General features: G+C 61.4%; 14 protein-coding genes, 1 tRNA gene and 1 pseudogene. 6 read left to right on the forward strand and 10 right to left on the reverse strand.

Annotated features, from left to right (window positions below):
• Positions 1 to 49: 49 nt before the first annotated feature.
• A complete protein-coding gene (locus U873_RS0119875) occupies positions 50 to 1,108 on the reverse strand; it encodes an aromatic ring-hydroxylating dioxygenase subunit alpha (RefSeq protein ID WP_025129911.1) in 1,059 nt (352 codons plus the stop codon).
• Between the two features lie 273 nt (positions 1,109 to 1,381).
• On the reverse strand, positions 1,382 to 2,530 hold the full coding sequence (locus U873_RS0119880) for a MalY/PatB family protein (protein ID WP_025129912.1): 1,149 nt from the start codon (positions 2,528 to 2,530) through the stop codon (positions 1,382 to 1,384).
• 556 nt (positions 2,531 to 3,086) lie between these two features.
• On the opposite strand from U873_RS0119880, the gene U873_RS0119885 reads away from it, so the two are divergent.
• A complete protein-coding gene (locus U873_RS0119885; protein WP_025129913.1) occupies positions 3,087 to 4,127 on the forward strand; it encodes an ABC transporter substrate-binding protein in 1,041 nt (346 codons plus the stop codon).
• Positions 4,128 to 4,320: 193 nt separating this feature from the next.
• Here the strand turns inward: U873_RS0119885 and U873_RS0119890 are convergent, their stop codons facing one another.
• The 3 genes from U873_RS0119890 to U873_RS0119900 all read right to left on the reverse strand — a co-directional run bounded on the left by U873_RS0119890 (position 4,321) and on the right by U873_RS0119900 (position 7,842).
• The gene (locus U873_RS0119890) at positions 4,321 to 5,199 is read right to left on the reverse strand and encodes a helix-turn-helix transcriptional regulator (protein WP_025129914.1); all 879 of its coding nucleotides are present in this window, start codon (positions 5,197 to 5,199) and stop codon (positions 4,321 to 4,323) included.
• Positions 5,200 to 5,267: 68 nt separating this feature from the next.
• Positions 5,268 to 6,683: an aminotransferase gene (locus tag U873_RS0119895; protein WP_025129915.1), complete on the reverse strand. Its 1,416-nt coding sequence runs from the start codon at positions 6,681 to 6,683 to the stop codon at positions 5,268 to 5,270.
• Positions 6,684 to 6,741: 58 nt separating this feature from the next.
• A complete protein-coding gene (locus tag U873_RS0119900; RefSeq protein WP_025129916.1) occupies positions 6,742 to 7,842 on the reverse strand; it encodes a polyamine ABC transporter substrate-binding protein in 1,101 nt (366 codons plus the stop codon).
• Positions 7,843 to 8,234: 392 nt separating this feature from the next.
• On the opposite strand from U873_RS0119900, the gene U873_RS0119905 reads away from it, so the two are divergent.
• From U873_RS0119905 to U873_RS36185, 4 genes and pseudogenes are all read left to right on the forward strand, one after another.
• Positions 8,235 to 8,308 (forward strand) — tRNA-Cys (locus U873_RS0119905).
• A 365-nt stretch (positions 8,309 to 8,673) separates the two neighbouring features.
• A complete protein-coding gene (locus U873_RS0119915; protein WP_025129917.1) occupies positions 8,674 to 9,237 on the forward strand; it encodes a hypothetical protein in 564 nt (187 codons plus the stop codon).
• Positions 9,238 to 9,261: 24 nt separating this feature from the next.
• Positions 9,262 to 9,639, forward strand: a complete 378-nt coding sequence (locus tag U873_RS0119920) for a hypothetical protein (protein WP_025129918.1) — start codon at positions 9,262 to 9,264, stop codon at positions 9,637 to 9,639.
• Between the two features lie 494 nt (positions 9,640 to 10,133).
• Positions 10,134 to 10,289 (forward strand): annotated as a pseudogene (locus U873_RS36185) (IS3 family transposase); the annotation flags it as partial.
• 47 nt (positions 10,290 to 10,336) lie between these two features.
• On the opposite strand, the gene U873_RS0119925 reads toward U873_RS36185, so the two are convergent.
• The 4 genes from U873_RS0119925 to U873_RS0119940 all read right to left on the reverse strand — a co-directional run bounded on the left by U873_RS0119925 (position 10,337) and on the right by U873_RS0119940 (position 13,149).
• Positions 10,337 to 11,380, reverse strand: a complete 1,044-nt coding sequence (locus U873_RS0119925) for a hypothetical protein (RefSeq protein ID WP_025129919.1) — start codon at positions 11,378 to 11,380, stop codon at positions 10,337 to 10,339.
• A 59-nt stretch (positions 11,381 to 11,439) separates the two neighbouring features.
• Positions 11,440 to 11,829: a hypothetical protein gene (locus U873_RS0119930; protein ID WP_025129920.1), complete on the reverse strand. Its 390-nt coding sequence runs from the start codon at positions 11,827 to 11,829 to the stop codon at positions 11,440 to 11,442.
• Between the two features lie 11 nt (positions 11,830 to 11,840).
• The gene (locus U873_RS0119935) at positions 11,841 to 12,401 is read right to left on the reverse strand and encodes a hypothetical protein (protein WP_025129921.1); all 561 of its coding nucleotides are present in this window, start codon (positions 12,399 to 12,401) and stop codon (positions 11,841 to 11,843) included.
• A 274-nt stretch (positions 12,402 to 12,675) separates the two neighbouring features.
• Positions 12,676 to 13,149 (reverse strand): hypothetical protein, encoded by a 474-nt coding sequence (locus tag U873_RS0119940; protein ID WP_025129922.1) that lies wholly within the window; start codon positions 13,147 to 13,149, stop codon positions 12,676 to 12,678.
• 289 nt (positions 13,150 to 13,438) lie between these two features.
• On the opposite strand from U873_RS0119940, the gene U873_RS36190 reads away from it, so the two are divergent.
• Positions 13,439 to 13,579 carry a hypothetical protein gene (locus U873_RS36190; protein WP_003083582.1) on the forward strand — a complete coding sequence of 47 codons (141 nt, stop codon included), beginning with the start codon at positions 13,439 to 13,441 and terminating at the stop codon, positions 13,577 to 13,579.
• A gap of 288 nt (positions 13,580 to 13,867) precedes the next feature.
• Here the strand turns inward: U873_RS36190 and U873_RS0119950 are convergent, their stop codons facing one another.
• Positions 13,868 to 14,455 (reverse strand): hypothetical protein, encoded by a 588-nt coding sequence (locus U873_RS0119950; RefSeq protein ID WP_256244617.1) that lies wholly within the window; start codon positions 14,453 to 14,455, stop codon positions 13,868 to 13,870.
• Positions 14,456 to 14,771: the final 316 nt, after the last annotated feature.

Raw genomic sequence — 14,771 nt, forward strand, 5'->3', positions numbered from 1 at the left:
GGAGTGTTGCCACCGCAGTGGTCACTTCTGGTTATTGGGCAGGGTGGGGCTACTGGGCGCTGGCGATCAGATTGTTCCCAGGTGCCTGCTCCTCGGCGATCAGGCGCTCCAGCACCCGTCGCGACTGCACGCCGCCAGCGTCGATGTTGAGCTTCAACAGGTTGCGCTGAGGGTGGCGCAGCAGGTTCTGCTGCTGGCGTTCGAGCATCTCCAGGTCCTCGCTGAAAATCTTCCCCTGGCCTTCGCGGATGCTGGCGGTGAGCGCCTGGTCCTGGGGGTTGAAGTTGCGCGCCATGCCCCAGAAGTACCAGATCGAGGTGTCGCTCTCGGGGGTGATGAAATCCACCACGATGCTCGCTGCCTTGACCTCGGCCGGGGCGTCATGGCCGCCCAGGCCGGCATGGGCCACGCCGACTTCGATCAGCACATGGCTGGGCGGGCTGAAGCGGCAGATCTGCCAGCGGTCCACCGGCACGTCATCGGCCAGTTGGTTGCCGCGCAGGGCCATGCGCCAGAACGGCGGGGCCATGATGTTGTGCATGTGCCGGGCGGTGGTCACCTGGTCGCCGTCGACCGTGGTCACCGGCGGCGCCTCGTCGATTTCCTTCTGCCCGATGCTGGAGGCATGGACGTAGGTTTCGTGGGTCAGGTCCATCAGGTTGTCGATCATCAGGCGGTAGTCGCAGTGGATATGAAACAGCCCGCCGCCGTAGGCCCAGTGCTCGCTGTCGGCCCATTCCAGGTGGTGGATCAGTGCCGGGTCGGCCAGGGCCTGGTCACCGGGCCAGACCCAGATGAAGCCGTAGCGCTCGATCGCGGCGAAGGTCTTGTTGCAGGGGAAGCCGCGCACCCGTTGGCCGGGCATTTCCACGGTCTTGCCGTCGCAGCCCATCACCAGGCCGTGGTAGCCGCACACCAGGTTGCCGTTTTCGACATACCCCAGGGACAGCGGCGCGCCGCGATGGGGGCAGAAGTCCTCGACGGCGGCTACCCGGCCTTCGTGGGCGCGGTAGAACACCATGTGTTCGCCGCAGATCTGCCGGCCCAGGGGCTTGCCCTGCAATTCATCGGGGGTGCAGGCAACGTACCAGGCATTTTTGGGGTACATGACGTCTCTCCAGGGGTTTGTTGTTTTTATTTAATGGATCCATTAAATGGTTGGCGCTCTGGAGGTGTCAAACAAATACGCTGATTTACCGTTCGATAATCGGTCGGTTAGTAGCGTTTTGGATCCAGTGGTGGGTTTTTATGGATCCATTACCCGCGCTTCAAGGCCCAGCCCCGGGCAAGGGGCGGCGGGCTCAGGCAAGGGGGCAGGGCCGCAGCGCCAGGGAGAGGAATCTGGCGGCTGCGGTGCTGGGGCAGGAGCGGGTTCTGGGGATCAGCGCCGTTGCAGGCTGTCCTGCAGGCGCTGGATACCTTCTTCCAGCAAGGCCCGCGGGCAACCGAAGTTCAGGCGCACGAACTGCCCGCAGTCGTCACCGAACTCCAGCCCGGCGCTGAGGCCGACCTTGGCTTCCTTGAGGAAGTAGGCGTGGGGATCCTCAAGGCCCAGGGCGCTGCAGTCGAGCCAGGCCAGGTAGGTGCCCTGGGGCGCGTGCATGCGGATGCCCGGCAGACGGGTCTGCACCGCGTGCAGCAGGTAGTCGCGGTTGGCCTGCAGGTAGCCCAGCAGGGCCTGCAGCCAGGGGCCGCCGTGGGTCAGGGCGGCCAGGGTGGCTTCCAGGCCCAGGGGGCTGACACTGTCCACCATGCCGGCGCGGGCATTGTTGAAGGCCAGGCGGGTGGCCGGGTCCTGGACGATGGCGAAGCAGGTCTTCATCCCGGCGATGTTGTAGGCCTTGCTCGCCGACATCAGGGTGATGGTGCGGCGGGCGATTTCCGGGCTCAGGGAGGCGGTGGGAATATGCCGGCGGCCGTCGAAGCACAGCTCGGCATGGATCTCGTCGGAAATGATCAGCGCGCCCTGGTCCAGACAGGCAGTGGCCACCGCCAGCAGTTCGTCCCGGGGGAAGACCTTGCCCAGGGGGTTGTGCGGGTTGCTCAGAAGCATTGCCCCGGCGCCTTGCAGCGCCTGGCGCAATGCATCCATGGGCGTCACATAGGTGCCGTGCTCGGTGAGCTGGAACGGCACTTCGGTCTTTTTCAGGCGCCAGTTGTCCGGGGCCAGGCGCAGCGGACGATAGTTGGGGGTCTGCACCACCACCGACTGCTGCGGCTGGACGAAGGCGTGCAGGGCCATGTTGAACCCCGGCTCCACCCCGGGCAGGAAGATCAGCTCGTCAGGCTGCACGCGCCAGGTGTACTTGGCCCAGAGGTCGTCGACCACCGCGTTGCGCAGTTCATCCCGGGCCACGCTATAGCCCAGCAAGGGATGCTCCAGGCGCTGGTGCAGGGCCTGGAGGATGTCGTCGGCCACGGCAAAATCCATGTCTGCCACCCACATCGGCAGCACATCTTCGGGGTAGCGGCTCCATTTGGTGCTGCCGGTGCCTTGGCGCGGGTGCAGGGTATCGAAATCGAAGCTCATGAGTGGGTCTCGTCGAGTCGCGTGGGGAAGGTGGGTTGATTCTAGCGTTGTTCAATCGCGGGCATACAGGATCACTGCGCGGGGTTTTTCCGAGCCCCGGGCAACAGGGCTGAATTGCTCGCCACGCGGCTGGACGGGCCGTCGGCAAAGCAGCTTTTCCCTTGCCTTTACCTCACAAAATCCTCGTTTCGCAATGCCCCGGGTTATGGAAACAATGACCCCCTGCATTCGCCTGCCCGTCTGCCACGAGCGCTTTTGCGATGCACTGCCGATCGATTTGTTCTTCCTACAAAAACAACAGGGAGCAAGCGATGAACCGCCATTCGAGCATGGCCTTGCCGGATCACCCCGGACGGGTCGCAAACACTCCAGACGAACGGGGCCGCAGAGCCCGCCACGGTCACGCCCCGGCTTGTCGGCCTGTGCCCCACGCCCTTGCGTACCGCTGACCAGAACTCGTAGTGCCTGGTGCTGTGCCGCCCGTGGATACGGTCGCGTCCAGGCTCTTGCTGTGCAGGTTCGTGCGGGCGAGCCGGCTTTCTTGAGGATGGGTTTCATGTCCAACACCTTGCGTTGCGGCGTTGCGTTGTCGTGGGTCTTTCTGTGTACCGGGGCCCTGGCCCAACCGCAGAACCTGACCGTCATCTCCTTTGGTGGAGCCACCAAGCAGGCTCAGGAAAGAGCCTACTTCCAGCCGTTCAATCAAAGCGGGGCTGCCCGGGTGGTGGCTGGGGAGTACAACGGTGAACTGTCCAAGATCAAGGCCATGGTCGATGTCGGCAAGACCAGCTGGGACGTGGTCGAAGTAGAGAGCCCGGAGCTGTTGCGTGGCTGCGAGGAAGGCCTGTTCGAACCCCTGGACCTGGCGCGTTTTGGCGACCCCGCGCAGTTCGTTCCAGGCACGCTGAGCGAATGCGGGGTGGCCACTTATGTCTGGTCGATGGTCATGGCCTTTGCCCCGCAGAAGCTGGCCAGGGCTCCGGGTTCCTGGGCGGATTTCTGGAACCTCAAGGACTATCCGGGCAAGCGCGGCCTGCGCAAGAGTGCCAAGTACACCCTGGAAATCGCCTTGCTGGCGGATGGTGTCGCGCCGGCCCAGCTGTATCAGGTGCTGGGTACGCCCGAGGGCGTGAGCCGGGCCTTCGCCAAGCTGGACCAGATCAAACCCTACATCCAGTGGTGGGAGGCCGGGGCCCAGCCTGCGCAATGGCTGGTGGCTGGGGATGTGGTGATGAGCGCGGCGTACAACGGGCGCATCGCCATGGCCCAGAAGGAGGGCATGCAGTTGAGTATTCTTTGGCCCCAGAGCCTGTACGACCCGGAGTACTGGGCGGTGGTCAAGGGCTCGCCGAACAAGGCCCTGGCCGAGGACTTCATCCTGTTCGCCAGCCAGCCCCAGGCGCAGAAAGTGTTCTCCGAGAATATTCCCTACGGGCCGGTGCACCGCCAGGCATTGCCGCTGCTGCCGGCGGCCGTGCAGCAGCAGTTGCCGACCTACGAGGCCAACTTGCAGGGCGCTCGGGCAGTGGATGCCGCGTTCTGGGTCGATCATGGCGAGGAGCTGGAGCAGCGCTTCAATGCCTGGGCGGCCCGCTGAAGGAGGGTTGGCAGGGCAGTTGAAAGGGGGGGGCTGCGGCCCCCTCTCTTGTGCTCGGCATTCACGGGCGGCTCGCTGCTTGCATCTAGACGCGCTGCTGCCCATCGCAATCCCCTGGCGCAGCCAGGCGCTGAAGGTTGAGCACAGGAGCTGGCGTGCCGAGGGGAGCAGGTGCGAGTTGAAGCGGGGCGGCTCAGGGAGCGGCGCGGTGATGGCTGTGGGTCAGCCAGTCGATGAACAGGGAAAACAGCTCGGCCTGGGAGTTGATGGTCAGCTTGGTGTAGAGATTCTTGCGGTGCATGCGCACGGTTTCCGGGGAAATCTCCAGCACCTTGGCGGTGGATTTTACCGAGTGGCCGCGCAGGATCAGGTGGGCGATCTCACGCTCGCGGACTGTCAGCAGCGGATTGCCGAAGCTCATGAAAGCCGCCTCGATCTGCTGGTTGAGGTTGGCGGGAGCGAAGGCGGGCAAGGAGTCTCCGGGGGCTTGCCGGAGCCGTTGCTGCATGCCCCCGGCGGTGCCGAAGCGCCGGAGCAGTTCACGTACCAGGGGCTCCACGGCCCGCAGCAGCGCCAGCGGCTCACGGGAGAAGCGTTCGCCGCTCAGGCCCTGGAACATGCACAGGGAAATCTTGCTCTGCGGGTCGAGGTCGACAATGTAGTAGCTGTCTTCGGCGCCACCGGTCTTCAGGTAATAGGTCTTGTAGTACTCGCTGCTGAAGAAGTCGTCCGGGGCGATTTCCGAGAGGTGGTAGAAACCTTCGGCCAGGCCGTTCTCCACCGCCAGGCAGAACGGATCGAGCAGGTAGCCGCGGGAGAAGTAGCGGTTGATGATCTCGTCGCGGTACGCGCCGACGATGCCCTGCTCGAACAGCAGTTGTGGCGGCAACCCCTTGCGTTCCAGGCTGATCATCATCGACTCGATGGGGGTCAGGGCGGACAGCGCGGCCGCCAGGTACCCGAGGAACGTGCCGTCGTCGACCTTGTTGAACGCCTGGGACAGGCCGGCATGCCAGGCCTGCAGGCCCTGGAGGGAGAGGGAGGGAGTGAGGGGCGTGGACGGTGGGCTCATGCCCGGCAGTGTAACTGCCGGGCGCAGGCCAGGTAAGACCCCGCTGGGCGACGCCTGAAACAGGTTCATCAGTCCCGGTACTGCCCGTCACGACGCAGTTCGGCGGCTGCCTCGAGGATGCACTCGCGCAGGGTGTCGACGATCTCGTCGATCTGCTGGCGGGTGATGATCAGCGGTGGCGACATCACATTCAAGTGGCCGATGGGGCGCACCAGCAACCCCTTGGCCTGGGCCCGCAGGTGGATGCGCTCGGCGATGTTCAGGGCGTCCGGCAGCAGTGCCTTGCTGTGCTTGTCGGCGACGAACTCGACACAGGCCATCAACCGTTTGCAGCGCACGTTGCCCACCAGCGGCAGGTCGGCCAGGGTCTGCAGACGCTGCTCCAGGTAGACACCGACCTCCTCGACGTGGGCCAGCAGGTTCTCGCGCTCGATGATCTCGATGTTCTTCAGCGCCGCGACGCAACTCACCGGGTGGCCGCTGTAGGTAAAACCGTGGGTGAAGCAACGGCCCTTGCCCGGTTCACCGATAACCTGCCAGATGCGCTCGGAGAAGATGCAGGCGCCCAGGGGCAGGTAGCCGGAGGTCAGGCCCTTGGCGGTGGTGATGATGTCCGGCTGCATGTCGAACACCTCTTGCGAGGCGAAGAAGCTGCCCAGGCGCCCGAACGAGGTCACTACCTCGTCGGCCACATACAGCACATCGTGGCGCTGGCAGATTTCCCACATGCGCCGATGATAGCCCTCAGGCGGAATGATCACCCCGCCGGAGCCCATGATGGGTTCGGCGAAGAAGGCCGCCACCTTGTCCGGGCCGAGGGTGAGGATCTTGTCTTCGAACTCCGCCAGCAGGAACTCGAGGAACTCGGGCTCGCTCATGCCGGCCGGGGCGCGGTAGTAGTTGGGGCAGGAGATGTGGTGAAACAGATCACCCATGAAGTCGAACTCGGGCGCTCGGTCGGCGGCCTTGTTGCCGATGGACATGGTCAGGAAGGTCGAGCCGTGGTAGGCATTGAGCCGTGAGATCACGTGCTTTTTCTGATGCTTGCCGCGACTGTTCTGATAGAACTGCACCAGCCGGTAGGCGGTGTCCACCGCAGTGGAACCGCCGGTGGTGAGGAACACATGATTCAGGTCGCCGGGGGCCAGGCTGGCGAGCTTCTCGCAAAGTTGAATGGCGCTGACGTTGGCCATGTCGCAAAACGGATTGGAGTAGGCCAGTTGCCGCACCTGATTGGCGATGGCCTCGGCCATTTCCTCGCGACCCAGGCCGATGTTGGTGCACCACATGCCACCGACCGCATCCAGGTAGCGATTGCCGGCGGTGTCATAGATGTAGGCGCCGTCACCGGCGGCGATGTTCAGCGAGCCCTGTTCGCGGTGCTCGTCGAACATGTGGAAACCGTGCATGTAATGCGCCTTGTCGGCGGCCACCAGTTGCAGGTCATCGAACTGCTGGAAGAAGGCTGGGGGTTGGATAGCCATGGGCTTGACCTCGGGTAGAACCACTGCGTGGTAAGTCTGTGGAGTTCGGATTGGCGGATCACTTGCCGATCTTCACCATGTTCCAGGTGCGGGTGATCAGCCGGGTGTCGGCAGGCGACTGGATCTTCTGGGTGAACAGCCGCGCGCGGGTCCGGGCATCGGGGTAGATCGCCGGGTTGTCACGCACCTCGGGGCTGAGCAGCGCCGTGGCCTTGAGGTTGGCGTTGGCGTAGCGGATGTAGTCGCTGATCTCGGCCATGACCTGTGGCTGCAACAGGTACTCGATAAAGGCATGGGCATTGGCCGGGTTCGGCGCATCGGCGGGGATGTAGAGATCATCGAACCAGATCAGCGACCCCTCCTTGGGAATGAAGTAGTCGAGCTTGACCGGCGCCCCGGCTTCATTGGCCCGGGCCTGGGCCGTGGCGTAGTCGCCGGACCAGGTGGCACTCAGGCACAGGTCGCCGTTGGCCAGTCCATTGAGGTAGCTGGTGGAGTCGAACTTGCGGATGTACGGGCGAATCGCCATCAGCGCGTCCTGGGCGGCCTTGAGGTCCTCGGGCGCGGCGCTGTTGGGATTGCGTCCGAGGTAGGCCAGCACCAGCGGCAGAATATCGGTCGGCGAATCCTGCAGGGTCACTCCGCAATCGGCGAAGCGCGACACCACCTTGGGATCGAACAGCATGGCCAGGGAGCCGATGGGCGCGTCCGGCATCCGCTCCCTGATCTTCTCGACGTTATAGGTCACGCCATTGCTGCCCCAGGTATAGGGCGCCGAGTACTGCACACCCGGGTCGTAACTCTCCAGGCTGTTGAGCACCTGGGGATCGAGGTTGTGCCAACTGGGCAGCTGTTGCTTGTCCAGGGGCTGGAACACCCGCGCCTTGATCAGCGGCGGCACCAGCGCCGCATTGAGCACCACCAGGTCATAGCCGGAACGTCCGGGGAGCAACTTGCCCTGCACGGTTTCGTAGGAGTCGAAGGTGTCGTAGATCACCTTGATGCCGGTGGCCTGCTCGAAGCCGGCGAGGGTGTGCTCGCCGATATAGTCCGACCAGTTGTACAAGCGCAGAGTCTTGTCCGCAGACTCCCCGGCCTGCACCAGCATCGTTGCTGCCGCCAGAACCACGCCAAACACTGCTGGGAACGCTGTACGCATACTTCAATTCCACCTTGAACGTGAGGGAGGAGCCCGGTCGGGCCGTTGGCGTTACTGTCCGCGAGCGACCGGACACACGCCATAACCCGATCGGGTAGGTGGGTGAAGCGAGGCGAGGGGGAGCTATCGGCCGTGGTTTGTGCAATCATCCAGCCCCCGCTGATGACTTCGAGGCGAATCTGTCGCTTTGGCAACCTGTAGAAACAGCCCGACAGAAAAAATCTCGAATAGGAGTTGCCAGGAATGGAAAACACGTCCATAATTGCGACCATTCCTCAGCGAGGAAACGGAAAAACTCTTTAAAAATCAAAGAGTTACGAGATTAAGTTGATCTCGTTAGCCGTTCCAGTTTGTACGTGTGCAGTGTTGTTGTTCAGGCATTGGACATTTGGGGCCGAGTAGCAAAATGGTTATGCAGCGGATTGCAAATCCGCCTACGCCGGTTCGATTCCGACCTCGGCCTCCACCCTTGAAAACCCCGTAGATTAACGTCTACGGGGTTTTTTATTGCCTGGAATTTGGGTAATCACTTCCGCAACTCTCCTGTTTTTAGCGCTGAGCTGAAGAGATTTTCCAGAGTAGCGAGGGCGAGGTGCGCCTGTGGATCGAGCAGGGCAGCTTGATTCAGATCAAGGCGTATCACTGCGCATGACGACCCGGTGGAGCTGAGCGCAGAGCAGGCACTGGAACTGGAACTGGCGACGGTGCAGCAAGAGTTCGCCCGACCGCTGTTTTCGTCAAAGGCATAGGACGAATGTGCTAGATAGCCCTTTGCTACATGTTCAGAGTGGGAAGCTATTGCCTTCAACAATAACGGCAAAGGACCGGCCCATGATCGCTTTTACAAGGCAGCTCTTGCCTGCTGCATTACTGTGCAGTGCCCTCGCTGTTCAGGCGGGCGAAGTGCAGATGGGCGACTTCTGGGTCGTTCACTACCAGGGCGGCTTGGGCAAGAATCAGGTGTTCATCGCCGACGGCGACCCCAAGAACATCTTCAATCGCCCAGGTGGCGCGAAATCCTTGGGCGTCTATCAACTGTACGAAGAGCCCGGTAAACCCAACTTCACCAGTTACGATGTCGAAATCGATTGTGCAAAGAACCGCGTGCGCATCATGGGGGCAGCGGATTTTCGCAGCGTGTTCAATAAGTTTCTCAATGTGAAGTATTCCAGCCAGTGGCAGAGCAAGCCTGACGCCTGGCTGGCACAAAGTCGTGACTTTGTCTGCAAGCCGACTGAACGCCAGGCCAAGAAGATGGAGCGCTTGGGTGTAATGTCCGCGTCGCAAATGAGCACGGCAGGGCCGCACTTGTTCGAGGTACTGAACCGCGAGGCCGCCAAGACGGCGATTATGCAGAAGATAGATGAAGGGTTTGCGCAGATGTCTGCCAAGTAACGCGGCCTTCAGGGAGAAGACCTTATGAACCGATTGTTTATGTTGGCCCTGCTCGCCACCTTGCTCAGTGGCTGCGCATCATTGTCGGCCAGCAGTGCCTGGAAAGATCGCCCGGTGGGCGAACTGATCGACTTCTTCGGTGTGCCAAGGCAGATCATGGTGGCGCCGGAGGAAGATATGGTCGTGCTCAGATATGTACGTGACAGTAGCTATGTCTCACGTGAAGCAGCGGGTACTTACACGGGGCCGCAGAACGGGCAACTTGTGCACGCAGAATACTGGGAAGACGTGCAGCACGCAGGCAGTTGCGAAATCAATGTGTTCGTCAACAGAGCGCGACTGGTGCAGAAGGTGCGAACTAAAGGGCGTTGTGTAGCGGTCGAGATGGCGCCGGCAGGGTAGGAATGGGCCACTGGCGAGGACAGGTACCGATTAACATTTCAATTATCAGTGATGCCAATCAGGCTCAGCGGCTCGCACGAATAAGTTCGCCGGCACTGTCCAAACCTCCGGACTCGCTCCACCAGCTCCGCCCTTGGACTTTCGGATGCAACTTGGGGCACCAAACCAAACTGCGATGTGCTCCTTGGGGACATTTGGATCCCCCTCAATGCCGACCACGACCGCAAGCAGGCCGTCTAGCTCGACTAAGTCACCACGTTGCCAATTTGTCATGCGCAGCACCTTTGAAGGTTTCGATTTTCAAGTCAGCTCGTTCGTCGCAAGCGCGACACTCACCACAACTCAAGTCGGGAATGGCTGCCACTACCCAGCGATTCCGCCTTTTCTTTCTTCTGCTTAATCTGTCCTACAGCAATCCTATCTTTGCATCTAAAGATATGAATTATAAGTATTTTTTATTTTGTGTGGCCGATCCATCATCGGGTCGACTGTAACCGACCGTGGGCTACATGACGGCTCAAGAGGCCCATCGAGACATCAGCCATTACCTGATGCATAGGTACAACTGGATTCGACTGCACCAGTTCAACGATGGGCAGGCCCCGGCTCAGGCCGAGAAAAAACTTAACGTCGTGCCCGGAATTAGTTGACCACTACAGCGCATGCTCAACACGGTGTTCGATGAGGGGCTCATGCCTTATTTGGACAGCGACAACGGCACACCCCAGATGGGATCCTCCATGCCTTGCTTGCCCAATGGGGTGATCTGCATGGGCTGGAGCCTGGACAGCAGTTGCCGGTGCTTCTCGCTCAGGTTGCGTTGCTCAATGAGGTTCTGCGTAAAGCTCATGGGGGCCGGCCAGGTGTAGACGGTAAGGTTGTCGAGCGGGCACTCGATCTTCTTCGGGTCGATGGCCCGGCACTTCGACTGCTGGTACTTGTAGCCAGGAGTCTTCAGGTGCATGCGCGGGGCCAGCAGCAATTGTCCGCCCTGGACGGTGAAGCTGGCGAGTGCCTTGTCGACCGGCAGGCGTGCCTGGACCTTGATCGCGGGAACGTCGCGAGAGTCGGTCTGTTGGTAATAGCCGGCCGGGGATCCTGCCGTGGTCTGAGTATATTGCTGCTCACCCCAGCTCACGCAGGCGCCCGAAGCCCTGAGCACGGCAGTACAGACACTCTGGGTCTTGGTCTCGCTGCCATAGGTGGCGTCCTTCCAGACCTCTTCCCTGTAGTACTCGCGATACAGCTCGGGGGACAGGTACGCAGTGCCGTTGGCACCACGGCCCGAACCGGGTGGGCCGTTGCGGGCGCCGACCTGGTCGAGCAATCCTCTGATCTGGTAGTCATCGCCGCCGGTCAGCAGGTATTTGCCGGGCGGCAGGATGTGCACCTCGAACGCCTTGAACAGATAGGTTTCGTCAGGCTTTCTCTGCAGGGCATTGGTCTGGAACTTGCGGCCGAAGGTGATCTTTGGATCTTTCTCGTATTCCCAGATTACCGTCGGCGTCCATTGAGTCATGGTCAGCGCGTCGCTTAGCGACTTGTGTGGCATCACGTCGGCCACCAGTACCACCGCCATGTTTCCCTTGAGTGCTGCGTCCATTAGGTCCAGCAACTGCGCGTAACGCGGATCGTCCATGCTGCCGTAGGCACCCGAATCAAGATCGGACATGCAGCCGGAGAGGGAAAGAGAGAGAAGTAACGCAGCGGGTAGGGCCAAACGCGGCCGAAACGGTTTCATGTAGCAATCCTTGAAGGCTATGGGCGATCGTACTCTGCGGGCTATCTATGTCGGGCCAGTCACTGTGGCGCCAGGGCCACGCCGGTGCAGCGGCCACGAATGGAGAAATCCTTGATCTGCCTGGCCTTGTCGACGGTCATGGAGAGGGTGCAGCCGCTGGTGTGGGTGACGTCGTCCCAATAGTTGGTGTGGACCATCACGCCGCCCTGCATCTCGCTGGAGCTACCGACCACTTCCTTCCTCACGTAGGAGGTGTCGCGGTACCACTGCATTCGCACCTGGCTGCGGTCGGCTGAGGGCTGCATGCGTCCGGGCGGGCCGAAGAAGTCGATGGCTTCCTTGGCATCGCGTCCCTTCCATTGCTGGCCGGCCATGTATTCCGGAAGGGTGGGGATACAGCCGCTCAGCAGCGACGACAGCAGGCCGAGGGCAAGCAGGTGACGGGTCATGACTGCTCCCTTCATTGCGGGCTGTTGCCGAGCATTGCGTCGAGGCTTTGCACGGCCTCGCTGTTGGCCTGGATGCCATACAGTTGCTGGAACATGGCCTGGACGGTTTCGATCATGCGGCTGGTGGCCATCTTGCCCATGGGCAGCATCAGGTTGTTTGCACGGTTTCCCGGTGCGCAGACGAAGGCGAATGTGCGCTGCAGCCAGTAGTCCTTCGGGGCGATCCAGCCCTGGGCGGTTTTTACGTCCTTCAGGGCGTTGTCAAAGCGGCGCATGGCCCGGGCGCTGTCGAAGCGCACCTTGCGCTCCTTGCACTTGTACTGGATCTCGTAGGCGGCCAGCACGGGCATGCTCCGGTCTTCGAAGATCTGCATGATCATGGCCGACTGGATCCCCTGGGGTTTTTGCAGGATACCGGCCGCGTCGGCGACAAAGACCTCGTTCTGGAAGCGCACGCCCTTGCCGTAGACGATCCAGTAATCACCCGAGTTTTCGGCGAGGGTGCTGGCGCTGCTGCACAGCAGAGTGAGTGCCAGAAGTATCCGTCTGACATAGAGAAATGGGCTGGCCATGATGTTTCGATCCTTGAGGGGGCTTGTCCGTGGCAGCAGGTGGCCACTCAAGATAGGAATATAGGGGCGACGGGCCTTGAGGGTCGATTAGGGCAAATGAGCTAATGGCACATTGCTGGTATCGGCTGGGCGGGTGGGATCTGCTGCAAAAGCGGGTGGTCCGTGGGCGATTCTTGAGTGATCGACAGCCCCTTCGGGGGCGTAGGGCCGATCCTGTTTCCGAGTATTGTCTGCTCAAGAGCAGGAGTCGGCCCTGTCTGCCTGGATCAGGCCATCAGCGCTTGTCTTTGCAGTCAATCACGCTGGCGCCGGTGATGACGTCACGATTGTCGGTGTACAGAGTGATACTGCAGAAGTAATCGAGCACCGTCCGGTTCTCCTCATATCCGGTCTTGCGATAAACCGCTTCACTCCCCACCGGCATCATGCCACCGACTCCGCCGCCACCAATGCCTACCCAGGTTTGCTGTTGGCCGACGTACTCGACGCCGGTCTGCACGAAGACCTTCTCTGGTGTGGTATGGGTCTGCACCCGGTTCCATAGGTAGAAGCCACCACTGCCATAGGAAGAGGGCCCCATGCCCTGGTCGGGTTTGCCGAACAGTTGGAAGGCGTTCTTGGCCGGCTGGCCAACCAGCTTTTGAGCGGCGACCTGGACGTCATTGGATTCGGTGCGGGTGGTCGAGGTGGCGCAGGCGCTGATGGCCAGCACCGTGAGGGCAATGCATCCGAGCTTGATTGAAGGCATGACACAGACTCCTTGTGTTCCTGGATTTTCGGCCAAAGATAATCTGAAAAATATTGGCATTTCCAGTACGGGGTTGTTTGTCCGGTGGTGGTGGCCTGGCGGGTGGTCGGCCGGGCAGGCGCGACAATGCACCACACTGGCGCAATCGATGACCTTGGTCTTTGCTGTTCCGGGCTTGGCGGCAGGCGGGTTGATCTGCCTGGCGCCAGGCCTTGCTATGGGCGTGTGCCTGCCCTTGGTGACAGGGGCGGCACCCATCGTTGTCGATACCTCGACCAAGGAGGTCAAGTTGAAAAGAAAAATGCTGGCGGCGTCGTTGTTGCTGTGGATGTTCTCGCTGACGGCGCAGGCGGACTGCGCGGTGCTGGGGCCTGGAGAGGACCCCTGTGCCGGTCCGGTGCTCGGGCCTACGGTATGCGAATGCCCTTGATGAGCTTCCGTACCCTCGTCAGGGGGAACGGGTGATTGGATGACTGACCAGGAGGTCGCTAATGAAGAAAGTGATGTTGGCTGTTGTGTTGCTGTGGGGTTTTTCTTTGACTGCGCAAGCCTCGTGCCCGGTATTCGGACCGTCCAAGGATCCGTGCAGCGGCCCGGTGTTTGGCCCGTCTACCTGCGAATGCCCTTGAGGTAAGGCGTCCGGCAGGCCCGGCTCAGCTCGGGCCTGCACGGGCGACCCAGTCAATCGGCAAATGCCGCAGCTGCTGCGGCGGCGTCGTCAAATATGCGCAATCAGTTGTTGCTGATATCCGCTTTCATCGACGGGGGCGGGGTATCGGCTTTCATCGATCAGCGAACGCAACTGCTGTGAGTGACTCGATTGCCTGAAGGCAACCTGGCACTCGGCCGCGTCAAAAAAGCCCCGCAGATGGGGCAGGGCCAAAGGCATTGCCGCAGGCTCAATCTTCAGCGAGACGCTGACGATATCCAGTTGGTCGGTCGGGTCTCTGTAGAGGTCGATGACCAACAGGCTTGCACTTTCAGTACCGGGATAGATATGGACATCGCCGGTGCCGACCGGGGTGGCGTCGAAGTAGCGCGTATAGAGTTCGATGATGTCGAGGGCGATTCCCATGCACTTCAGTGCGGCCGCCAGATCGGCGTTGGGAAGGTGTTCGTCTTCTGCCCAGGTCACGAAGTCGGGCATTGAGACACAGATATCGAATTCATTGGCGCAGATGATAGGTGTCACTGGAAAGGTGTCCTGGCGATGAAGGGCGATCAGCCTATCACCTGGGAGCGCCACTTTCGCAAACGCAGCGATTGTTCTCTCGGGATGGTCGATTGCCCCGCCGTGCCTGTTCATGGCTGGCGCATGTCCAGGGTTTTCCTGTAGTTTTCACCGCGCCAGCGGCTGGGTGCAGCCGGGCTGGCCAGGCGCGGACGCCGGGAGTCTTGCGCAATGATGAGTTGCTGTTGGCCCACGTCGGCCACTACCTGGAGGAGAGGGTCGTGGTCTCTGACGAGGGCGCGATCGAGGCCATGATGTCCTTCGCGCAAAAGGCCGGGTAATGCGTTGAGCTGGCTTCGGCGGCGCTTGTGCCCGCGGTCATTGCCAGCGCTTCCAGGCTTGCTGACGACGCGGTCATGGGTCTGGTTGTCTGTGGCGGTAACCTATCCCT

The organism is Pseudomonas sp. PH1b (assembly GCF_000633395.1).
GTDB lineage: Bacteria > Pseudomonadota > Gammaproteobacteria > Pseudomonadales > Pseudomonadaceae > Aquipseudomonas.